The 20,930-nt window shown below is 72.5% G+C and carries 18 protein-coding genes; 7 read left to right on the forward strand and 11 right to left on the reverse strand.

What is annotated here, in order from left to right; translation table 11 throughout:
- Nucleotides 1-609: 609 nt before the first annotated feature.
- On the reverse strand, nucleotides 610-1,638 hold the full coding sequence (locus IE207_RS12940) for a polysaccharide deacetylase family protein (protein WP_229873683.1): 1,029 nt from the start codon (nucleotides 1,636-1,638) through the stop codon (nucleotides 610-612).
- A gap of 189 nt (nucleotides 1,639-1,827) precedes the next feature.
- On the opposite strand from IE207_RS12940, the gene IE207_RS12945 reads away from it, so the two are divergent.
- From IE207_RS12945 to IE207_RS12955, 3 genes are all read left to right on the forward strand, one after another.
- Nucleotides 1,828-3,453 (forward strand): putative glycoside hydrolase, encoded by a 1,626-nt coding sequence (locus tag IE207_RS12945; protein WP_190184298.1) that lies wholly within the window; start codon nucleotides 1,828-1,830, stop codon nucleotides 3,451-3,453.
- Between the two features lie 93 nt (nucleotides 3,454-3,546).
- On the forward strand, nucleotides 3,547-4,215 hold the full coding sequence (locus tag IE207_RS12950) for a HEAT repeat domain-containing protein (RefSeq protein WP_190184299.1): 669 nt from the start codon (nucleotides 3,547-3,549) through the stop codon (nucleotides 4,213-4,215).
- A gap of 6 nt (nucleotides 4,216-4,221) precedes the next feature.
- Entirely contained in the window at nucleotides 4,222-5,220 is a 999-nt protein-coding gene (locus IE207_RS12955) for a MerR family transcriptional regulator (RefSeq protein WP_190184300.1), read from the forward strand.
- Nucleotides 5,221-5,268: 48 nt separating this feature from the next.
- Here IE207_RS12955 and IE207_RS12960 read toward each other — a convergent pair whose 3' ends face one another.
- From IE207_RS12960 to IE207_RS12970, 3 genes are all read right to left on the reverse strand, one after another.
- Nucleotides 5,269-5,946: an alpha/beta fold hydrolase gene (locus tag IE207_RS12960; RefSeq protein ID WP_190184703.1), complete on the reverse strand. Its 678-nt coding sequence runs from the start codon at nucleotides 5,944-5,946 to the stop codon at nucleotides 5,269-5,271.
- A 23-nt stretch (nucleotides 5,947-5,969) separates the two neighbouring features.
- Nucleotides 5,970-6,632, reverse strand: coding sequence for a TetR/AcrR family transcriptional regulator (locus tag IE207_RS12965; RefSeq protein ID WP_190184301.1), 663 nt, complete (start codon nucleotides 6,630-6,632; stop codon nucleotides 5,970-5,972).
- Between the two features lie 136 nt (nucleotides 6,633-6,768).
- Nucleotides 6,769-8,610: a serine/threonine-protein kinase gene (locus tag IE207_RS12970; protein WP_190184302.1), complete on the reverse strand. Its 1,842-nt coding sequence runs from the start codon at nucleotides 8,608-8,610 to the stop codon at nucleotides 6,769-6,771.
- Nucleotides 8,611-8,894: 284 nt separating this feature from the next.
- Here IE207_RS12970 and IE207_RS12975 point away from each other — a divergent pair, with 284 nt between their 5' ends.
- Together IE207_RS12975 and IE207_RS12980 are read left to right on the forward strand one after the other, a co-directional pair.
- On the forward strand, nucleotides 8,895-9,308 hold the full coding sequence (locus IE207_RS12975; RefSeq protein ID WP_190184303.1) for an SRPBCC family protein: 414 nt from the start codon (nucleotides 8,895-8,897) through the stop codon (nucleotides 9,306-9,308).
- A 182-nt stretch (nucleotides 9,309-9,490) separates the two neighbouring features.
- Entirely contained in the window at nucleotides 9,491-9,835 is a 345-nt protein-coding gene (locus tag IE207_RS12980; protein ID WP_190184304.1) for a hypothetical protein, read from the forward strand.
- 27 nt (nucleotides 9,836-9,862) lie between these two features.
- On the opposite strand, the gene IE207_RS12985 is transcribed toward IE207_RS12980, so the two are convergent.
- Entirely contained in the window at nucleotides 9,863-12,013 is a 2,151-nt protein-coding gene (locus tag IE207_RS12985) for a prolyl oligopeptidase family serine peptidase (protein ID WP_190184305.1), read from the reverse strand.
- Nucleotides 12,014-12,056: 43 nt separating this feature from the next.
- Nucleotides 12,057-13,838 (reverse strand): N-acetylglutaminylglutamine amidotransferase, encoded by a 1,782-nt coding sequence (locus tag IE207_RS12990; protein ID WP_190184306.1) that lies wholly within the window; start codon nucleotides 13,836-13,838, stop codon nucleotides 12,057-12,059.
- A 506-nt stretch (nucleotides 13,839-14,344) separates the two neighbouring features.
- On the opposite strand from IE207_RS12990, the gene IE207_RS12995 reads away from it, so the two are divergent.
- Both IE207_RS12995 and IE207_RS13000 read left to right on the forward strand, forming a co-directional pair.
- Nucleotides 14,345-15,193 (forward strand): SAM-dependent methyltransferase, encoded by an 849-nt coding sequence (locus IE207_RS12995; protein ID WP_190184307.1) that lies wholly within the window; start codon nucleotides 14,345-14,347, stop codon nucleotides 15,191-15,193.
- Nucleotides 15,190-16,287 (forward strand): terpene synthase family protein, encoded by a 1,098-nt coding sequence (locus tag IE207_RS13000; RefSeq protein ID WP_229873684.1) that lies wholly within the window; start codon nucleotides 15,190-15,192, stop codon nucleotides 16,285-16,287. The genes IE207_RS12995 and IE207_RS13000 overlap by 4 nt, the downstream gene beginning before the upstream one ends.
- Nucleotides 16,288-16,345: 58 nt before the next feature.
- Here the strand turns inward: IE207_RS13000 and IE207_RS13005 are convergent, their stop codons facing one another.
- Genes IE207_RS13005 through IE207_RS13025 form a run of 5 tightly spaced genes read right to left on the reverse strand, consistent with a single transcriptional unit; the run spans nucleotide 16,346 to nucleotide 20,667 of the window.
- On the reverse strand, nucleotides 16,346-17,743 hold the full coding sequence (locus IE207_RS13005) for a cytochrome P450 (RefSeq protein ID WP_229873685.1): 1,398 nt from the start codon (nucleotides 17,741-17,743) through the stop codon (nucleotides 16,346-16,348).
- Nucleotides 17,740-18,360: a GTP-binding protein gene (locus tag IE207_RS13010; RefSeq protein ID WP_190184308.1), complete on the reverse strand. Its 621-nt coding sequence runs from the start codon at nucleotides 18,358-18,360 to the stop codon at nucleotides 17,740-17,742. Before IE207_RS13010 ends, IE207_RS13005 begins: the two co-directional genes overlap by 4 nt.
- Nucleotides 18,341-18,700: a DUF742 domain-containing protein gene (locus IE207_RS13015; protein ID WP_190184309.1), complete on the reverse strand. Its 360-nt coding sequence runs from the start codon at nucleotides 18,698-18,700 to the stop codon at nucleotides 18,341-18,343. The genes IE207_RS13010 and IE207_RS13015 overlap by 20 nt, the downstream gene beginning before the upstream one ends.
- Nucleotides 18,697-19,101, reverse strand: coding sequence for a roadblock/LC7 domain-containing protein (locus tag IE207_RS13020; RefSeq protein WP_190184310.1), 405 nt, complete (start codon nucleotides 19,099-19,101; stop codon nucleotides 18,697-18,699). Before IE207_RS13020 ends, IE207_RS13015 begins: the two co-directional genes overlap by 4 nt.
- Nucleotides 19,102-19,107: 6 nt before the next feature.
- On the reverse strand, nucleotides 19,108-20,667 hold the full coding sequence (locus tag IE207_RS13025; RefSeq protein WP_190184311.1) for an ATP-binding protein: 1,560 nt from the start codon (nucleotides 20,665-20,667) through the stop codon (nucleotides 19,108-19,110).
- Nucleotides 20,668-20,930: the final 263 nt, after the last annotated feature.

Here is a 20,930-nt window from a genome sequence, read left to right on the forward strand (position 1 = left end):
CACCGGGCGACCGGAAGACGATCAGAAGGCCCTTGGGACCGGTATCCGTCAGCCGCACTTCGGTCTGCGTGCGGCCGAGCCGCAGGACGACGGTCTCGACCGGCCTGCGGGCTGCGGTCTCGACAACGGGTACGCGCTCTGTTCGGCGCGCCCACTGACAGGTGGGCGCGCGACCTGTCGACCACTCATTTTCCATGTCCCCCTACAGGTATCGCCAGCTCGTGGCGGGGTCGGGTGGCGTCGACGCTCGCCCCATGACGAAATTACAAACCAGACCGACGGTTTGTCAACGGCCCAGTAGCATCCATGTCAGCCAACCCGGATCAGCGGCACCACCCGTCCAGATCCCCCCAGTACACGGGTGTCCGCCTCAAATCCTGCGGTGGTGCAGCCTTTTGCCCTGTCACTTCGCCGGTGATCCGGTCTGACCGCCCACCTGCGCACCAAGCGATCGAGGCGCCCGACGCTGAGGCGCGGGCGCCATTAAAAAACGTGTTGGTTGGTTTTATCCGGCTCCTTGAGAGAAAACGCCACATGGCCGCTCGTCGCGTCGTGATGACGTGGACGCGGTCGGAGCGGCCATGGGCGACAGCGCGGTCCCGCCGCGGCTCAGTACGGCCGGGCCCGCTTCGCGAAGGCCGGCGACAGCTCGTTCTGCAAGGCGCTCGGGAAGGCGACGGTGTTCGGGTCCCCGTCCGAGACGTACCGGTTCTTCCCGGCGGCCAGCTTGTCCAGCCAGCGCGACGAACCGAACTCGGCGTCCTCGTCCTTGGGCCCCGCCGAGCGGATCCGGGGGATCGCGCCGGGTGTGAACGCCTTGGCGAACGGCGAGAGCGAGGGGTTGGCCCCGACGAGGTACACCCCGTCGTAGCGGTAGCCCGCTCCCCGCGAGGCGACCCCGGCCGGCTCCGGCATGGCACCGAAGGGCAGGGCGAGCGAGGTGACCTGCGTTCCGGGCGCCGCCTTCTCGATCGCCTGCTGTCCGGCGGAGATCGCCCGCCTGGCGCCCACCTCGTCCAGGGAACGCAGGTTCTGGTGGCGGTCGGTGTGGTTCGCGACCTCGTACCCGTGCTCCTTCAACCAGGTCAGCGCCTTGTGGGAACCCGTCGCCGAGAAGGCGTCCGCGTTGACGAAGAAGGTCGCCGCCGGCTTGAACGAGGGGTATTTCTTCGCCGTCTCCGTCAAGATCGCGACGGCGGTGTCCCGCGCCGGGGTGCCGTCCGGACCGAGGCGCACCTGGCTGTTGGTCGAGTCGTCGAACGTGAGGACCACCGGGTGCGTGCCTGCCGGGATGTCGATGCGGCCGGTCTGGAAGTCCCGGGCGGTCACCGGTACGTAGTTCTCCCGCGCGAGGCGCTCCAGCTCGGACCGGAAATCGGCCGGGGTGCGGTCGTAGACGCTGGCCGGTTTCCCGGTGAGCTGGTGGTACATGAGCACCGGCACCTGGCCGAGTTCGTTGGCGCCGACCGCCGCGGGGGCTTTCGCGGCGACGGGGCTGACGGCCGCGGGCGACGCGGCCGCACGGTGTTCCCCGGCGGCCGGCGACGGCCCCTTGGAACAACCGCAGACGAGCAGGGCGGCGGCGCCGGCCAGGGCGGCGAGCGGGACGAGTGGGTGGCGCATGGGGATGCCCTTCATGGCGGGTGTGTCGCGCCATACCTACCGACGACGGGGGCCCGCATACCGCACTGTCCCCTGCATGGCTCAGCCGCCACGCCGGGACCGGACGCGGCCGTTCGCGTGAAATACGGTCGGAAAGAGGCGACCGGGACGCTCTGCGGCAATGAATGGAGGCAGCATCCGGCCCACGGCACGAAGGACGTCATGATGTCCCCCACTCGCATATCCCGCTCCGCCCCCTCCCTGCGTCTGCGTCGTCCGGCCCGTCGGGGCGCCCTCATAGCGACGACCGGGGCGCTCGCGCTGGCCGGAGCCGGCGTCGGAGCCTGGACGTTCCTCGCACCGGCTCCGGCCATCCAGGGCCTGAGCGACGGCGCCGTCCTCGACGGGCGCAAGGCCGCCCATGTCGGCGCCTACCTCTCCGCGCAGGACGCCGGCGGCAGGGACGAGCTGCGCGCCACCCTGGACGGTGCGGCGCTCCCCGTCAAAGCCGAGGGCGACCGCCTGAGGCTCGTCCTCCCCCACCTCGCCGAGGGGCGGCACACCCTGGTGGTGGCGGGCGACAGCAGCCTCCCCTTCGCCTCGTACCGCAAGGTCGTGGGCTTCAGCGTGGACGCCACCGCTCCCGAGCTGGCGGTGGCCGATCCCGAGATCAAGAACTCCGCCGCCCCCGTGACCATCACCGGGCACGCCTCGACCGACGCCGAGGTGACCGTCAACGGCAAGAAGGTCCCCGTCGACAAGGAAGGGGCCTTCAAGATCACGGTGCCCAAGGGCACACCCGTCGTGAAGGTCAGCGCGGTGGACCGCGCCGGGAACACCACCACCAAGGACGTGTCCGCCCGGGGACGTCGCCCCATGGTCCGCGCCGCCCACATCACCGCCATCGGCTGGGGCGACAACACGCTGCGGACCAACATCCTCGCCCTGGTCCGCAGCGGCAAGCTGAACGCCGTCGAGCTGGACGTCAAGGACGAGGACGGCGAAGTCGGGTACGCGTCCCAGGTACCGCTGGCCCGTCAGATCGGCGCGGCCAAGGGCTACTACGACGCCCGCAAGGCGATCGCCGAGATCCACGCCGCCGGCGCCCAGGTCATCGGCCGCATCGTGGCCTTCCGCGACCCCAAGCTCGCCTCCGCCTCCTGGAAGGCCGGCAAGCGGGAGCAGCTCGTGCTGACCCCGGGCGGACAGCCCTACGACGGCGGCCACTACGGAGCCCTGTCCTTCACCAACTTCGCGAACCCGACGGTCCGCAAGTACAACCGGGACCTCGCCGTCGAAGCGGCCCGCCTCGGCTTCGACGACGTCCTCTACGACTACGTGCGCCGCCCGGACGGCCCGCTCTCGCACATGCGCTTCCCGGGCATCGGCACCGCCACGCCCGAGCAGTCCATCACCTCGTTCGTCGCCGACACCCGGACCGCGCTGCGTCCGCACGCCAAGTACCTCGGCGTCTCGGTCTTCGGGATCGCCGCCACCCGGCCCACCGAGATCGCCCAGGACATCGGGGCACTGGTCAAGGTCACCGACTACATCGCGCCGATGGTCTACCCGTCCCACTGGGGGCCGGGAGAGTACGGCGTCGCGCAGCCCGACACCGCCCCGTACGCGATCGTGCAGCGTTCGCTCGCCGACTTCGCCCGTCAGGCGAAGGGCACCCAGACGGAAATCATCCCGTGGCTCCAGGACTTCTCGATGGGCAGCACGTACGGGCCGGCCGAGGTGGCCGAACAGATCAAGGCCGCGGCGGCCAACAAGATGAACTCCTTCATCCTCTGGAACGCCGGTGCCCGCTACCAGGGCGCGGCGCTCCAGCAGATCGTGACGCACTGACGGGACCAGCGGCGTGACGGGTGCTCGCGGCGGCCTCCGCTTGACCTTGACACGGTGACAAGGTCTTGACTGCGTGCCGAGGAGGTGGTCTCGATGACGATCACGGGACAGGGCACGGATACGGTATCGCTGCTTCGGGGGCTGGAGGACGGCCGGTCTTCGGTGCGGCTGCGGGCCGCCATGGCAGTCGGTACGACACCCGGTCCGCACTTCGTCGGCAAGCTCATCGAGCGCTGCGCGATCGAGCCGGAGTTCTTCGTCCGCGACATGCTGACGTGGGCGCTCACCCGTCACCCGGTGTCCATGACGCTTCCCGCGCTGGTCCGCGAAGTCCGCTCGGAGCGTGCGCAGGCACGGAGCCAGGCCCTGCACACGCTCTCCAAGATCGGGGACCGGCAGGCGTGGCCGGCGATCACGCGGGCACTGTTGTCCGACGCCGACGACGAGGTGGCGCGCAGCGCCTGGCGGACCGCCGTCGTGCTCGTCCCCGAAGGCGAGGAACCGGCGCTGGCCGCGGTGTTGGCGACGCAGCTCGGGCGCGGTGAGCGCGAGACGCAGCTGAGTCTGAGCCGGGCGCTGGTCGCTCTGGGGGAAGTGACCGGGCCGGCTCTGCTCGCCGCGACGACGGCCCCTGACCCGCGGGTGAGCGCGCACGCCCTCGCCACACAACGGCTGCTGCGCGACCCGGAGGCCGGGTTCGAGTTCGCGATCGAGGAGGCGAAGCGCGCCGTGGCCCTCGGCGGGTCCGGCCGGGAGGGATGATGGGGCGTGTTGATCGGTGAGGTGGCGCAGCGGTCCGGGGTCAGTGCCCGCATGCTCCGGCATTACGAGTCGCTCGGTCTGGTGCGTCCTTCGGGCCGTACCGGCTCCGGCTACCGGGAGTACTCCCGGGAGGACATCCGGCGGATCTTCCACATAGAGAGCCTGCGGTCGCTGGGGCTGTCGCTGCGTGAGATCGGGCGGGCGCTCGACGATCCCGGCTTCGCGCCGTCGGCGCTCGTCGAGGACCTCATCCGTCAGACGCGCGAGCGCATCGCCGCGGAGACCGAGCTGCTGACCCGGCTGCGCCGGATCGACGCCTCGGACCCCGCCGGCTGGGAGGAAGTCCTCCAGGTCGTCGCGCTCCTCCAGGCCCTGGGTTCGCAGAGCGCCGACGTGCGCCAGCGCGCGGCCCTCTCCTCCGTCGACGCGGTTCCCGTGGAGGCCCTGGTCGAGGCGGTGCTCGGTGAGACGGATCCGAACGTCGCCGGGGCCCTTCGATGGGCGTTGGCCCGGTCGGGCGACCGCGGCCCGGTACTGCTGGCGGAGGGTCTCGGCTCACCGGTGGCCGCGGTGCGCGAACGCGCTGTCCGGACCCTCGCCGGGATGCCGGATGGTGAGGCTGACGCACAGCTGTGGGACGCCCTCGCCCATCCCGACGCCATGGTCCGGGGGTACGCGGCTCTGGCGCTCGGGACACGCGGGGTGGCCGATGCGGCGCCGACGCTCATCGACCTGATCGTGGAGGGCAGGAACGACACCGATGCGGCCGACGCCCTGGGGGTGCTGGCGGGCGACGGCGCGGCGGCGGACGAGATCGCGACCAGGCTGGCCGACCGCCTCGCCGATGAGGCCACGCAAGCGCCTGCGCGCGGGCGGCTGACCCAGGCTCTGGGGGGCATCGCGGGAGCGAGGGCCTCACGTGCCCTCGCAGAGTTGTCGCACGACGCCGACCGGGCCGTCGCGCTGACGGCGGCCTACCTCCTCCGGCTGCGCGACGCACCGTGACGGAACTCTGCTGCGGCGCCGCGTACGGCTGTGCCACCGGTGAGAGGGCTAGGGCGTCAGGAACGCCGTCAGGGCTTCGGCCACCGCGGTGGGGTGTTCCACCCGGGGGTAGTGGCCGACCGGGGGCGGGCCGGTGAGTTCTGCGACGGTGGCTGAGGGGAGCCGGGTGCGGACGCGGTCCAGTACGTGGGCGCCGCTGATCGGGTCGGCCGGGCCCCAGACGAAGAGGGCGGGGCCGGGGTAGTCCTCGAATGCGCGCGTCCAGCGCTCGGCGTGGGTACGGCGTTCGTCGATGTAGCGCAGCAGGCGGGGGGCGAGGCGGTGGCCGCCGGCACGTGAGAGCGCCGACCACATGTCGTCCAGGTCGGCCGCCGGCAGCGGCCGTCCCAGCACCGCGCCCAGGGTGGAGGCGAACCGTCCGCGGGTGGTCAGGGGCGCGAGCAGCGGTCCCAGCGGTCCGTGCAGGAGCCTCTGCATCAGCACCGGGCGGTGGAGGTCGGCGTAGAGGCCGCCGTTCAGCCATGCCGTGCGCGTGATGCGGGACGGGTCGCGGGCAAGCAGTTCCTGACCGACGCTCACCCCGTATTCGTGTGCGACCAGAGCGGTGCTCCCGACGGGGGCGCCGTCGGCTGGCCCGTCCTGCCGGACGAACACGTCGTGCCCGTCGGCCCGTACGGTCGCGCCGCCGGCGGTCCACCGGTGCAGCGGCGGCAGTGTCCGTTCCATCGTCACGTGTGCGCCTCCTCGGCTTACAGCAGGTCCAGGCCGTGGATCAGGGTGCGCAGCCCGAACTCGAACTCCTCGTCGCTGTCGAGGGAGTTGAGCAGCTCGGCGTTCGCCTGGACGCGCGCCGCGCCACCGGCGTCGAGGGCGGCGGCGCCGATCACGAAGTGGGTGACGGTGAGATAGACGTGGACGGCGGTCCGCGGTCGCAAGCCCTGGTCCAGCAGCCGTCCGAGGGCGTGCTCGCGGGCGCGCAGGGCGTTGGGACCGAGCAGCTGCCCGGCGGTGAGCAGCGGGACGATCGCGGGGTGTGCGGCCAGGACGCGACGGAACTCGCGGGCGCCGTGTTCCACCGTGGTGCGCCAGTCGCCGTCGGCGGCGGGCAGGCGGATCTCGCCCAGCACGTGGTCGACGGTCTCGAGCAGCAGTTCCTCCCTACTGGCGACGTGGCGGTACAGCGAGGTGTGGCGGACCTGGAGCTGGTCACCGAGGTTGCGCATGGTGAGGGCGTCCGTTCCGTCGCGGTCGACGATCTCCAGGGCGGCGGCGGTGATGCGTTCGAGGGTCAGCCCTCCCTGCCGCGGCCTGCGCCGCGCGCGCTCGGCGTACCGCGCTTGCCACCAGGCGGGGGAGCCGGGGGGTGTGGGCCCGCTGCCGTGCTGCTGCGCCGGGTGGGAGGTGGAGGTCATCGGTGCGTGCGGCCTGTCTGATCATCGACGCGGTCCGCTCACGCGGCTACCGGATCACCGACCTGCGCGGCCTGCTGACCGAGCCCGTCGAGCGCCGGCCGTCGCCCCGGCCCGCTGAACCTCTCCGGTCACAGCACTAGCCCTGCATCGTCCAGCGTTGTGACGCCTCGCCGGCGCAGGAGGAAGTCACCAGGCCGCTGCTCATGGCCAGGTCGAGGCAGCCGCCGCCGTAGTCGCTGCGGAGGGTGCCGCCCGGGCCCGTGCGCCACAGCCGGGTGGTGTCCTGGGCGCAGTCGCCCACGAAGACGGCCTGGCCGAGTCCGTTGGAGTACAGGCACCCGCCGCTCTGCTGGTTGACGAGCTTGAAGCTGCCGTCCGGTCCGCTCTTCACGGTCCAGCGGGCCGTCGGGTCCGAGCAGTCGCCGCTGTCCGAAGCGCCGTAGACCTGGGTGATGCAGCGGCCGTTGTCCCCGTTGCGGTAGCGGTGGGTGCCTGAGGCGGGGGGTGGAGCGGCCGGGGACGTCACCCCGCTGGAGCCGCCCGGGGTGCCGGCGCCGCCGCCCGGGGTGCCCGAGCCGTTCTGCCGGCCGGGGCCGGTGGCCGGTCCTGATCCGGAGCCGGGGCCGGTCCCGGGGCCCGGGGCGGTGCCCCCGGCCGCGCCGGTCTGCGTTCCGCCCGCTCCGCCCTGCCCGTTGCCCTGGACGGGCGGCGGCGCCGGTGACGCCGCGCCCGACGGGCTGCCGGCCGACCCCGACGGGGGAGGCTGCGAGGCAGCCTGTCCCGCTGCCGACGTCGAGTTCGAGGCCGGGGACGGCGGGTCGGCCTTCGCCTCGGGCTGGGTCGAGTACGTGAACGGCAGGTGCTGGATGGCGAGGGTCGTGCCGCCCGCCACCACGACAACCGGAATCACCGCGAGGAGGACGCGGGTACGGCGGCGGCGCTCGGGCCGCTCCGGTCGTTCCGGCCGGGATCCGGCCTCGGGCGTCGGGTTCGGCCCGGGCTCCTTCGCCCGTTCCGGCGTCGAGACCCCGCCGAGCGGAACCGTCGGTACGTCTATCTTCTGCACGTCCGCGGCGAAGGCGGCCCGCTCCGACAGGCGCTCGGTGATGGCGGCGGGCCACAGCGGGGCGGCGAACGGCCCGTGTCGCGAGGCCTGTTCGAGAAGTTCGGCCGCGGTGGGGCGGCCCTCGGGGTCCTTGTCGAGGCAGGCCGCGACCACCTCGGCGAGGCCCGGCTCCAGTTCCCGCAACGGCTCCAGGTCAGGCTCTTCGTGGACGATGCGGTACAGCACGCCGTGCCCCGACTCGTCGCCGAACGGCGGGCGTCCGCATGCCGCGTAGGCCAGTACGGAGCCCAGCGCGAACACGTCGGTGGCACCGCTCAACCGCTTCTTCCCCGAAGCCTGTTCGGGAGCCATGTAGGCGGGCGTGCCCACGACCATCCCGGTCCTGGTCAGCTGGCTCTGTTCGGCGGCTCGGGCGACACCGAAGTCGATGAGGGTGAGGCCGTCGAGGGTCAGCATCACGTTGGACGGCTTGATGTCGCGGTGCACCATGTCCAGCGCGTGCACCGACGCCAAGCCGGACGCCGCCTCCCGCAGCAGCAGCCACAGCGCCTGCGCGGGAAGGGGGCCGCCGTGCAGTTCGAGGGCCTCCCTCAGGGTGAGGCCGGGGATGTACGCGGTGGCGAACCACGGGGGCCGCGCGGTACGGTCGCTGGCGATCAGCGGCGCGGTGGCCTCGGGAGGCAGCCGGGAAAGATTGTCGAGTTCGTGGCCGAACCGGCGCACGAAGTCCTCGTCCTCGCCGACGACCGAGGACAGCAGCTGTTTGACGGCGACGTACCGGCCCTCCTGGACCCCGAGGTAGACCCTCCCCATACCGCCGGCCCCGAGCCGTCCCGCCAGCGCGATCTCCCCGATCCGCCGCGGATCCTCCGCCTCCAGCGGCTCGGCTCCGCTCCCCCGCAGCTCTAACACGTCGTCAGCCCCACCCGGATTGGAATCATTTTCCAGAAATCTACCTGATGGGACTGACGGTGGCGCCCCCCGGCGAGGTTCCCGCCGGGAGCGGGATCCGGCTCAACGCCCTCAGGGCCGCGCCAGGTCGCGGGTGGGGCGGCGGCTCCGACCCTACGGGCCGCCGTGGCGCAGCCGTGAGCGTGCGAACGGGTGGGGTTCGGGTCGCGGGTGGCTCTCCCGTCGGGCGGGCGGGCATGCGTGGGGGTGATCGACCGTCCCCGAGCCGACGAACGGTGGCACCGATGACCGAGTACGAACGTTCACGCACGATGCCCGCTTTGCCCGAGCACGTCTTCGACCAAGCCGCCAGCATCGACCAGTTCGACGCGTGGCTCCCGGAGGGCCTGCACGTACGCGCCGATGACCTGCCCGCCGTGACCGTGCACGAGGACCGCACCGGCGAGGACACCTCCGGGCTGCTGCGCGCCCGGCGCGAACAGATGCGGATCGAGTGGGGCACCCGCGAGCAGGGCGAGTACACCGGCTGGCTCCAAGTCGCCGGCATCGGCAGCGGAACGAGCGAGGTGACGGTGCACCTGTCGTTCTTCGACGAGGGCCACGACCCCGGAGAACAGGCCGTGCACCAGGCACTCGACACGAGCCTGCGGCGACTTGAGGAGCAGGTGAGGCTGCGCGTCGACGACGCCGCCGGCTGACGGGCGCCGGGGCGGGGCGCCCCGGCGCGGGGCGCAGGGCGCACCGGCCGTTGCGGTGAACTTGCCGGCGGTGGCGTGCCGACGGCGTGTCCGTGCGGAAGGAATGGCTCCCGGGTGCTGTACGGCGCCCGTCCCATACCTGCCGGCGCGTCCGCGCAGGAACGCGCAGAGGGAGTTCTGCCATGTCGAACCGGCTCGTGGCCTCGGCCACCCTCATAGCCGTCGCGAGTGTCCTGTGGGCTCCCGGCGTCGCGTCCGCCGGCGGACGGGACACCGCGTTCGTGCAGACGGCGTACCGGGGCGCCGTGGCCGCCTCCACGCAGGCGGCGCGCCTGGAGACGGTCCCCGGCGGCACCGGCCACCACGGTGGTGAAGCCGCCGTGACCGGTGCCGGCGGTGGCGGGCAGTTCGCCGCCCGCCGCAACGGCCTCAACGCGGTCGGCGCTGCCGGCCTCGCGGGCGGGATCCTGGTGACGGCGGTCGTCACCGTACGGCTGGCGCGCCGCCGCCCTACCGGCAGCCGCTGAACGGCTTCCTTCCCGCCGCGTCGTGCGTCACGTGAGGGGCGGCGCGGCGCTGCCGAGGTGCTGCTCCAGCCAGTCCGCCGCCGCACGCCGGTAGAGACGGCGGTTGTCCGCCCTCAGGAACTCGTGCCCTTCGTTGCGCAGGGTCAGCAGTTCGGCCGGCACCCCGCGCTCGCGCGCCGCGCGGACGAACTGCTCCGACTCCGTCGGGGGCACGTTCGTATCGTGCTCGCCGTGCACGGCCAGAACGGGTGCGCGCAGCTGGTCGATGCGGCTCATCGGGGACAGGGCGCGCAGGAGGTCCCGGTCCCGCTCGGGATGGCCGTACTTCGCCGCGGCGGACTGGGCGATCCACGGCTCGGTACCGGCGAAGAACGTGGCGAGGTCCGACATTCCGCAGACGGCGACGCCGGTACGGAAGAGGCCGGGGTGCCAGACCAGCGAGGCCATGGTGAGGTACCCGCCGTAGGAGCGCCCCATCACCGCCAGCCGCAGGGGATCGGCGTGGCCGAGGGCGACCACGTGGGCGGCGCAGTCCGCGACGTCGTCGATGGCGGCGAACCGGCCCGTGCCGAGGTCGGCGTCGACGAAGGACCGCCCCCAGCCCGAGGAGCCGCGTACGTCGGGGGCGAACACGTCCATCCCCCGGGTCAGGAGTTCGTGGTAGAGCGGGCTGAACACGGGCCGTTCCTGCTCTTCGGGACCGCCGTGGAGGTGGATCACGCACGGCGCGGGACGGCCCGGGGCGCGTTCCGGCGCCCGGTAGTACCAGCCGCCGAGCATCAGCCCGTCCCGGGCCCGGCAGCGCAGGGGCACCGGGCTGACGGGCGGCCGCCCCGGCGGCGCGGCGTCCTCGTCGCGCGCCGACCAGCCGGTGCGCACCGGGGCGAAGTCGCCCGTGAGGTCCCAGATGCCGGGCCTGCGCCGGGAGCCGGACAGGGCGGCGAACAGTCCACCGCGCCCCACGGGTGCCATGCGGGTCACCACCTCGTGCGGCAGGGCCGACCGGTGGTGCGGTCCGAGGCCGTCGTCCGCGCTTGTGGCGGGGAGGCCGACGCTCTCCAGTTCGCTCGCCCCGTGCACGTTCCAGGCGAGCAGGGCCCATCCGCCGTGGTCGGGAAGGCTGAGCAGGTCCAGGGCAGCCTCGTGCCGCTCGGCGGCCACCGACAGGTCCTGGAGCGCGCCGTCCTCGTCCAGTCGGGCCCGCAGCAGCGCGGCGAATTCGCGGTCGGCGTCGCTGCGCAGCCACAGGGTGCGCGAGTCGGCCGAGAACCTGCCGATCCACGGGTCGCCGTCGGCGACCGGCAGCCGGAAGGCGGTGCGTCCGGAGGCCGTGTCCAGCAGGAGGGCTTCGCGGCGCCCGCGCGGTCCGCGTCGGAGCAGCACGAAGCGGCCTTCGGCGCCGATGTCGCAGACGCGCAGGGAGGCGGCTCCGGCCTCGCTGAACAGCAGGACGGGTGCCTGCGTGCCGTCGGGGTCGAGGAGGTAGGTGGCCAGGCCCCCGCTCGTGGCCGGCGCCCCGTCGGCGGCGGGCGACGGCGCGGGTGCCAGGTGCGGCGGGCCGGTCCCGTACTGGCCTGCCGCGGCCCGGTCCGCAGGGCCGAGCAGGGTCGCGTGGCCGTCGCGGTCCGTCCATGCCGCCCCGGCAGGCCCGGCGGGGAGGGCCGGGGCCGTGTCCTCGGGGAGGTGGCCCGGGCCGCTGTGGGCGCTGGTGCCGGCGGACGGCTGGGCGACGGTGACGGCCAGCGCCGTGCCGTCGCGGGTCCAGGAGCCCAGGTGGGCCGAGGCCCCGGGTTCGGCGCCGGCGAGTACCCGCCGACCGGTCCCGTCCGGGCGCACGACCAGCACGCGCGTGTGTTCGCCGCCCCCCGGCGCGGAGGTGTACGCGATCCAGCGTCCGTCGGGCGACCAGGACACCTCGGTCACCGGGTCGGGGTCGGCGTCGAGGACGTGGGCTTCACCGCCGCGGGCGGGGCCGCTCCACAGCTGGGGCACGCCCGCCCGGTCGCAGATGTACGCCACGTGCTCGCCGCCGGGGTCGGCACAGGGGTACCAGCACCCGTGGGCGGTGAGCAGGGTCGGCGGGTCCGCCGCGCCGGCGGCGGCCAGGTGGACCGGGACGGGGGCCTGCGCGGGGGCGGGTCGGGAACGGCGGCGGAGTGGGGAGCGGTCCAGGGGCATGGGGGCCTCTTCGAGGGCTGCCAAGGGCTGTCACCGTTCAGTGTCAGTTGATGCCGTGGGTCTGCAACCAGATCTCCAGCGAAGCCACCTGCCACAGGGTGCTGGCTCCGCGTTTGGTGCGGTGGCGGTCGGGTTCCGCGAGCAGCTCGGCCACGCGGCGCCGGTCGAAGAGGCCGCGCCGGCGGGCTTCGGGGGCGGTCAGCGCTTCGCGCACGCGGCTGAGTACCGGCTCGGCCATGTGCCGCACCGCGGGAACCGGGAAGTACCCCTTGGGGCGGTCGACCACCTCTCGGGGCAGGATCCGCCGGCCGATGTCCTTGAGCACCCCCTTGCCGCCCTGCGCCAGCTTGAGCTCGGGCGGGCAGGCCGCCGCGAGCTCGACCAGCTCGTGGTCGAGGAACGGCACCCGCGCCTCGAGGCCCCAGGCCATCGTCATGTTGTCGACCCGTTTGACCGGGTCGTCGGGCATCAGCGCGTGCACGTCCATGCGCAGGGTGGCGTCCAGCGTGCTCTGTGCGCCGGGGGCCGCCATGTGGGCGCGGACGAAATCCCGCGAGGCGTCGTGGCGGGCGGTCACGTCCGGGTGCAGGACGGCGGCCACGTCGTCGTGGGGGCGGTCGAAGTAGACGTCGGCGTACGCGTCCGGCGCGTCGGGGCGGGCGGCCCCGGCGATCGACGGGTACCAGTGGTAGCCCGCGAACACCTCGTCGGCGCCCTGGCCGCACAGGACCACCTTCACGTCCTTGGCGACCTGCTCGGCCAGCAGGTGGAACGCCACCGCGTCATGGCTGACCATGGGCTCGCTCATGGCGCCGATGGCCGTTTCCAGCGCGGCCGGGAGCCGGTCGGAGGGGATCATGTACTGGTGGTGGTCCGTGGAGAACCGCCGTGCGACCAGGTCCGAGTACCGGAACTCGTCGCCCTCCTGGCCGCTCTCCGACTCGAAGCCCATCGCGAACGTCGCCAGATCGCCGTGGCCCTCCTCTGCCAGCAGGGCCACGATGAGGCTGGAGTCCAGACCGCCGGAGAGCAGGACGCCCACCGGTACGTCGGCCACCGTGCGGCGGCGCACCGCCGTGCGCAGGGCGTCGTGGACGGCTTCCCGCCAGCGCACCGGATCGCTGCCGAGGCCGGTGCGGCGGGTGTAGGACGGTTGCCAGTAGCAGCGGTCGCGGTGCGTGCCGTCCGGCTCGACCACGCGGACGGTCGCCGGCGGCAGTTTGCGCACGCCGGCCAGCACGGTGCGCGGCGCGGGGACCGTGCCGTGCCAGGTCAGGTACTGGTGGAGCGCCACCGGGTCGAAGGAGGTGTCCACGCCGCCTCCCGCCAGCAGGGCCGGCAGGGACGAGGCGAAGCGGAGGCGGTCTGCGTCCTCGGTGAGGTAGAGCGGCTTGATCCCGAGCCGGTCGCGGCCCAGTACCACGCGGCCGGTGTGGTGCTCGGCCACGGCGAAGGCGAACATTCCGATCAGTTGCTCGACGCATGCGTGTCCCCACTGTCCGTAGGCCTTGAGGAGCACTTCCGTGTCGGAGTCGGAGAAGAAGCGGTGCCCCAGCCCTTCGAGCCGTCCGCGCAGCTCACGGTAGTTGTAGAGGCACCCGTTGAAGACGGCCGTGATGCCCAGGTGGGGATCGGTCATCGGCTGGGCGCCGCTCTCCGAGAGGTCGATGATCTTCAATCGCCGGTGGCCCAGGGCTACGGAGCCCTGCGACCAGGCCCCTCTGCCGTCAGGCCCGCGGTCCTCCATTTCATCGGTCATGCGTTCGACTGCGGCCAAGTCCGGACGCCTGCCGTCGAAACGCACTTCTCCGCTCACGCCACACATGCGGCACCCCCCGCTCGACTCGCGCCTCGGGGCCGCCGCATCACCGCGCCCGCCCTTCCGCCCGGGGTCCAGGCCACCTCCACCATGAACGTTCACTCCCGTTGCCCGGACGGCCCGCGCCACGCGACTCGGGCCGAACAGGCGATCGACATGTCCGGCGTCTGCCCACCTGAGCGGCGCTTATGCCCGGGGTCGATCAGGCCCGGGTCGGGCAGGAGGATGCCCGGGCCGGGGGCGTGGCGCCAGGCTTGACCGTCCCGGCGGCATCGGCGCCCGGAGCGGGTGGCTACGCACATCAGATGATCTGTGTGCACAGTGGCTGACGTGCAGGCCGTGGAGTGCCACGATGATCCGTGCTTCAACAGTGTGGCGGTCGGGGCGCGGTATGAGCGGCGGCAGCGCGTCCTGGAGACCGGCCCTACCCACGAAAGGGCGGACGTCCCGTGCGCGTTACTCCCCTCATAGCGTCGTTAGGCACCGCCCGCGGCTCATCCGCGGACGAGCAGGTGCGGCTCTATTACAGCGGCAAGACCCATGACATCATCCAGAAGTACGGCCCCGGCCCGCGCGTCCACTTCCATGTGGGGCTGTTCCCCGACGGGTCACCACCCACCACCGTCTCCCAGGGCGCGCTCAAGCAGCACCTCCTCGACGCGCAGGAGAGGATCGTCGAGTACGCCGCCCGTTCCTGGGGCGCGTACGAGGCTCCGCCCCGGCGGGTCCTGGACATCGGCTGCGGCCTCGGCGGCACTTCCCTCTACTGGGCGCAGCAGCACGGCGCTTCGGTCACCGGCCTCACCGTCGCAGCGGAACACGTCCCGCTGATCAGACGTTTCGCCGGTCAAGCGGGGGTCGGGGGCCGGGTGGAACCCCGGGTGGCCGATGTGCACGAGCTGCAGGACACCCGTGTGTACGACGCCGCCTATGCCAACGAAAGCAGCGGGTACACCGACCGCAAGCGCCTCTTCGAGGTCGTCGCCAAGTCGCTCAGGCCCGGCGGGTGGTTCGGCATCCAGGAGCACTTCGTGCGCCGCTCCGAGTGGCTCGGATTCATCGACGGCTACTACCGGACCAGACTGGGAACGCACGCCGAATACCTGGCGGCGGCCGAGGCGGCCGGCTTCGAGCTGGTGCAGGACGAGGACGTGACCGACTCGGTGACGGAGTTCTGGGTGCAGTCGATGGCGTGGAACACCGCCGAACTCGACCGGCTCCGCGCGGGCGGCGAGCCCGCCGCCTGGAGCGGCGTACGGCTGGAGCAGTCGACGATCGCACACAGCAAGCTCTTCCGCCTGTGGCGCGACCACGCGATGGAGACGCGGTTGCTGCGCTTCCGGATCGGGGGCGGCCGATGACCACGGCGCCCCGACCCTCGCGGCTGGGTAACCAACTGCCCTCGTTCTACTGCCCCCTGGAGCGCGACCTCCTCCATCCCGAGGCCAAGCAGGTCGAAGCCCGGGCGGTGGAGTGGGTGGACGCCTTCGGCCTGTACCCGGACGCGGTCGAACGCGCCTGGGGCCTGGCCACCCACAGCGCCGATTTCACCTGCCGCATCATCCCCGAGGGGGAGGTGGAGGCCCTGCTGCTGTTCGCCGAGTGGAACTACTGGGCCAACGCCGTCGACGACTGGCAGGACTCCGGTTCGGAGGAGGTGGGCACGGGCGCCGTCGTCGAACACGGTGTGCGGCTGCTGCGGACCATCGAGAACCCGGGGGCGTCCGTGCTGCCCGACGGTCCCATGACGCGGGCGCTGGTCGACCTGGTGGGCCGCACCCACGCCATGCTCAGCCCGTTCGAGCTGCGCAGGTTCGTCGAAGGGACACGGGACTGGCTGCTCGGGGCGGCCTGGCGGGCCGCGCAGGCCGGAACGGGTGCCATGCCGGGGCTGAACGACTTCGCCTCGATGGGACCGCTGGCGAACGGTACGCGCTTCTCGCTGACCTGGTCGGACGTCGCCCGGGGGGACCGGCTGCCCGCCGACGTGCTCTACTCCCCCGCGTTGACGGTGCTCACCGACGCGGCGGGTTTCGTCGTCAGCGCCGACAACGACCTGTTCTCGTACGACAAGGACGACCACCTGGAGCCGCGGGAGGTGAACCTCGTCAACGTCCTCGCAGCCCGGGAGGGCTGCTCCCCCGCCGAGGCGGTACCCCTCGCGGTGGCCCTGCGTGACCGGGTGATGGTCCTCTTCACCACGCTACGGGCCCGGCTCTCGCAGGATGGAGGCCCCGAACTGCGCCGCCACCTGGCGGCGTTGGGTCACTACGTGGCCGGCTGCATCGCATGGCAGAGCCGGGCGCCGCGGTACGCGAGTCCCCGCAACCGGTACGAACTGCCGCTCAGGGACGCCGGTTTCGACCTGCGGTACGCCGATGCGCCCAGCGCCCCCGGGACCGAGCCGCCGGATGTGCCGGCCCTCGCCTCCTGGTGGCAGTGGGTGCGCGACTGAGCGGTGCCGAGGGCCCCCGGCCGGTGCGGCGCGGGGGCCCTCGGTACGCAACGCCGGCTCAGCGGCGGCCGAACAGCCGGCGCCACCAGCCGCCGCCGCGCCGCCGGTGCACGGCCGCGGTGGGCGCCGCCGTCGGCTGCGGCGGGATCACGGCGACGTGCGGCGGGTGCTCGGACGGCTGCTCGGTGTGCGGCCCGGCGTGCTCGACGGAGCGCGGGGTGAACCGTACGGGCAGTGACAGCAGGTGGCGCGACATGAGGGTGCCGCGCCACTCCAGCTCGCCCGCGTCCACCGCCAGCTGGAGGTCGGGCAGCCGGTCCAGCAGGACCTCGATGCCGGTGTCGGCGATGGCGCGGCCGATGTCCTGACCCGGACACTCGTGCGGCCCACTGCTGAACGCCAGGTGGGAGCGGTTGCCGTGGACGGAGACGCTCGGATCGGGGCGGATCTGCGGATCGGCGTTGCCCGCGGCCAGGCCGAGCAGCAGCATGTCTCCGGCCTTCACCTGCCGGCCGCCGAGCACCGTGTCCCCGGTGGCCCAGCGCCCGATGATCGTGTTGATCGGCGGGTCGTCCCAGAGGACCTGTTCCAGGGCGTCGGGCAGCGTCATGTGCCCCCCGGAGAGGCTCGCCCGGAACCGCGGGTCGGTCAGCACGGTCCGCAGCGTGTTCGCGATCAGGTTGGCGGTGGTTTCGTACGCCGCGATCAGCACCACGCGCAGGTGCATCAGCACTTCGGTGTCACTGAGGTTCGCCGGGTGCTCGATCAGCCAGGAGGCGAGGTCGTAGCCGGGCTCGGCCTTGCGCTCCGTGACCAGCTGTTCCAGCGTCAGGGTCACGTAGCGGTCGCTCTCGAGGGCCGTCTCCGTCCCCTGGAGCATGTCGCGCGCCGCCTTGACCAGCCGGGGCCCGTGTTCGTCGGGGGCCCCCACCAGCTGGGTCATGACGAGCATGGGCAGCTGGTCGGAGAAGGAGGCCACGAGGTCGGCGTAGCCGTCGGCGGCGATCCGGTCCACGAGCTGGTTGGCGAAACGGGTCACGTAACGGCGGATGCCGCGCTTGTCGAAGCGCTCCAGGGACTCCACCACGGCTCCGCGCAGCCGCTCGTGGACGGGCCCGTCGGTGAAGTTGCACACCGGCACCCAGGTGACCATGGGGCCGAGCGGGGTGTCCGCCGGTACCCGGCCCTCTTTCATGTCGCGCCAGCCCCGGGGGTCGCGGGCGAACCGCGAAGGGGTGCGCGCCACGTCGAGGTTCTCCCGGTGGCCGAGGACCAGCCAGGCCGGGAGGTCGCCGCTGACCAGTACGGGCGCGACCGGCCCGTACTCGGCCCGCAGCTTCTCGTACAGCCGCAGGGGGTCGGCCTGCGCCTCCGGTCCGTGGAGCCGGTACAGGGCGCCCGCCGCTCCCGCCGCGTGGGCGGGGCACTCGGGCGGCGGGGTGGGGTGGGTACTCACATTGCCTCCTGGGTCGCCGCCTGCGAGTGCAGGTAGCGCATGAGCGTCAGCAGGACGTCGCGGGACGACTCCCGCCGTCTGGCGTCGCAGACGAGGATCGGGACGGCGCGGGGCAGGTCGAGGGCTTGGCGGAGCTCTTCCAGCGGATGCTCGGGGGCGTCGGGGAAGGAGTTGACGGCCACGACGAAGGGGACGCCCCGTTCCTCCAGCCGGCCGATGACGTCGAAGCTGGTCTCCAGCCGCCGGGTGTCGAGGAGTACGACCGCGCCGAGGGCGCCCTCGAAGAGGCCGCGCCACAGGAACCAGAACCGCTCCTGGCCGGGGGTGCCGAACAGGTAGAGCACGAGTTCGTCGTTGATGCTGATGCGGCCGAAGTCCATGGCCACGGTCGTGGTGGTCTTGCGCGCCACGCCCCGGGTGTCGTCGACGCCGATGCCCGCCTTGGTCATCGTCTCCTCGGTCGTCAGCGGTCTGATCTCGCTGACCGCGCCGACCATCGTCGTCTTGCCCACGCCGAATCCGCCGACGATGACGATCTTGACGGCAGCCGCCGCCGTCTGCGGGAGTATGTCCGCGGGGCGTGGCCCCGGGGGCGGGTCAGAGCTTTTGAAGTCCATTGATCACTGCCTCGATCAGAGCAAGGTCGGGGAGCTGGGCGGCGGGAACGGGCGGTCGTACGTGTACACGCCGAGCGGTCATCAGGTCCCCGACCAGCACGGTGACGGCGCTCACGGGCAGACCGGCGTACGCGGCGATCTCGGCCACCGACAGCGGTGACTGGCACATGCGCAGGATGGCCGCGTGTTCGGGCTGCATCTCGGGCCGGGCGGGCACCTTGGCGACGACCAGGGTCACGAGGTCGAGCTGGACGGCGGTGGATGGTCCGCTGCGGCCGCCGGTGATGACGTAGAGCCGTTCGGGAGTCTTGTCCTCCCAGCTTGAGGGTGGCTCACTCACGCGGGCTGCCCGTCATGTCGGGGCGGGCTGCTCAGGTGCTCCCCCATCCGGGTCACAAGGTTTCGCATCTGGGCACCCATCAGGCCCGCGTCGACGCCCTCGTCGGCGAGGACCGCCAGGTAGGAGCCGTCGCCGGCGGCCATCAGGTAGAAGAACCCGCCGTCCATCTCGATCACGACCAGCCGCATTCTGCCTTCGGAGCGGGGCAGTTCGGAGGCCACCGCTCCGGCGAGGCTCTGCAGGCCGGCGCAGGCCGCCGCCAGGCGGTCGGCCGTGTCGGTCTCGGCCCCGTACTGCGCCACGCAGAGCCCGTCCGCGGACAGTACGATCACGTGCCGCGTCTGCGGCACTCCGGCGGCCAGGTCCTTGAGCATCCAGTCCATACTGCTTCGCTGAGTCATCACTGTTCATGCCCCTTTGGTCGCTGAGCCCGACGTGTCCCCTGTGTCCTGGACGGCCCGGGCGTCCCGGGCGTCCTGGGCGTCCTGGCCGGACCCGCCGGACAGTCCGCTGTGGAACGCCTCCAGCCACATTCCGGGGCCGGGGTCGTGCGCCGACTGCGGCTCCGCTGCGGGCGGGGCGTCGTAGAAATCGGCACGGTCCTTGCGGCGTCGCTGCGGCAGGCCCGTGGCCGTGCGTTCGGTGGCGGGTCCGCCCTCCGCGGGCGTCGGCCGCGGTACGGAAGCCGGCGCCGGGCGGGGCACGGCCACGCCGGCGGACGCGCGGTCGACGGGGTGCTCGCGCGGTGCGGGGGGCACTGCCCTGGGCCCCGAGGAGGAACCGATGCCGTGGGCGGTGCCGGTCGCCGCGGCCGTCGTGGTGATCAGGTGCTGCGGGACGATGACCACGGCGCGGACGCCGCCGTACGCGGAGGAGCGCAGGGACACCTGGAACCCGTACGCCTGCGCCAGCCGGCCGACCACCGCGAGACCGAGCCTCGGCGTCTCGCCCAGGTCGTTGAGGTCGATGCCGGACTGCGCCTGCGCGAGCATCCTCTCGGCGCGCCTGCGTGCCTCCTCGCTCATGCTGAGGCCGCCGTCCTCGATCTCCACGGCGATGCCCGACTGGACTTCGGCGGCCGTGAGGTGGACGCGGGTGTGCGGCGGCGAGTAGCGGGTGGCGTTGTCCAGCAGCTCCGCGAGGGTGTGGATCAGGGGCTCCACGATCGGACCGACGACGGCGACCTCGGAGACCGAGTGGAGCTCCACGCGCTGGTAGTCGATGATCCGCGACATCGCGCCGCGCAGCACGCTGTACAGCGTGACGGCCCTGCTCCACTGGCGGCCGGGGCGCGCCCCGCCGAGGACGGAGATGGAGTCGGCGAGCCGGCCGATGAGGGCGGTGCCGTGGTCCAGGCGCAGGAGGTCGCCGAACACGTGCGGGTCGCGGCCGTGGCGGTCCTCCATCTCGCGCATCTCCTGGGCCTGCTGGTGGACGATCGCCTGGACGCGGCGGGCGATGTTGACGAAGGCCCGTTGCGCGGAGTGGCGGAGGTTCTCCTCGTTGTCGACGGTGTCGATGACGAGGGCCAGCACGCTTTGCAGGGCGGCTCTGAACCGCGGTGACAGGGCGGTGTCGTTGCCCCACCGGTTGCCCTGTCCGCCGCGGCCGCCGAGGGCGGTCAGCACCTCTTCGGGCAGCTGGCCCTTGCGCAGTCGCTCGATGGCCTCGGTCAGCACCACCTGGGACAGGCGCACCGCTTCGGTTTCCTGCCGGGACAGGGCGTGCTGGAGGGCTGCGATCTGGGAGTGGCGGGCGGTGAGCGCGCGGCCGCGCCGGAGCGCTTCGGCGAGGGCGGCGGCGGTGCAGGCGGCGCCCACGGCCACGCAGACGGTGCGGACCGGTTCCGAGGAGGAAATCAGCGCGCCGATCAGGCACACGGCGGCCACGGCGGTAATCGCTGGCATCATCCAGCTCGTTCCCGCGTCGGGGCGGGCGGCTTCGGGTGGAATGTCTTTTTGCGCCATCGGCGTCCTCGAACCATCGAAAGTGGGGATCTTATGACCGGTGGGCGGGAGCATAACTAGGCCCAACTCCGCGTATGAGGGGTTTCATTGGAGTTCATCGGACCGAAGGACCCAATACGCGCCATCCACGGGGCCGGATTCCGGCTGGGTGGATGGCGCGTTCGTGCTGCCGATTGCCATAGGAGGAGGTCGAAGGCATTCCGTCGCACATGCGGGCGATTGAATTCGAACTCATATCCTGCTTGCTTTCGGCCGCATTCCGT

The organism is Streptomyces cirratus, assembly GCF_014650775.1.
Lineage (GTDB): Bacteria > Actinomycetota > Actinomycetes > Streptomycetales > Streptomycetaceae > Streptomyces > Streptomyces cirratus.

Bases quoted from the DNA above. Each gene is read 5' to 3' on its own strand.
- IE207_RS12940 (WP_229873683.1), bottom strand. From the start codon at position 1,638: ATGAAGGGCATCCCCATGCGCCACCCACTCGTCCCGCTCGCCGCCCTG.
- IE207_RS12945 (WP_190184298.1), top strand. From the start codon at position 1,828: ATGTCCCCCACTCGCATATCCCGCTCCGCCCCCTCCCTGCGTCTGCGT.
- IE207_RS12950 (WP_190184299.1), top strand. From the start codon at position 3,547: ATGACGATCACGGGACAGGGCACGGATACGGTATCGCTGCTTCGGGGG.
- IE207_RS12960 (WP_190184703.1), bottom strand. From the start codon at position 5,946: ATGGAACGGACACTGCCGCCGCTGCACCGGTGGACCGCCGGCGGCGCG.
- IE207_RS12965 (WP_190184301.1), bottom strand. From the start codon at position 6,632: ATGACCTCCACCTCCCACCCGGCGCAGCAGCACGGCAGCGGGCCCACA.
- IE207_RS12975 (WP_190184303.1), top strand. From the start codon at position 8,895: ATGACCGAGTACGAACGTTCACGCACGATGCCCGCTTTGCCCGAGCAC.
- IE207_RS12980 (WP_190184304.1), top strand. From the start codon at position 9,491: ATGTCGAACCGGCTCGTGGCCTCGGCCACCCTCATAGCCGTCGCGAGT.
- IE207_RS12985 (WP_190184305.1), bottom strand. From the start codon at position 12,013: ATGCCCCTGGACCGCTCCCCACTCCGCCGCCGTTCCCGACCCGCCCCC.
- IE207_RS12990 (WP_190184306.1), bottom strand. From the start codon at position 13,838: ATGTGTGGCGTGAGCGGAGAAGTGCGTTTCGACGGCAGGCGTCCGGAC.
- IE207_RS13000 (WP_229873684.1), top strand. From the start codon at position 15,190: ATGACCACGGCGCCCCGACCCTCGCGGCTGGGTAACCAACTGCCCTCG.
- IE207_RS13010 (WP_190184308.1), bottom strand. From the start codon at position 18,360: ATGGACTTCAAAAGCTCTGACCCGCCCCCGGGGCCACGCCCCGCGGAC.
- IE207_RS13020 (WP_190184310.1), bottom strand. From the start codon at position 19,101: ATGACTCAGCGAAGCAGTATGGACTGGATGCTCAAGGACCTGGCCGCC.
- IE207_RS13025 (WP_190184311.1), bottom strand. From the start codon at position 20,667: ATGGCGCAAAAAGACATTCCACCCGAAGCCGCCCGCCCCGACGCGGGA.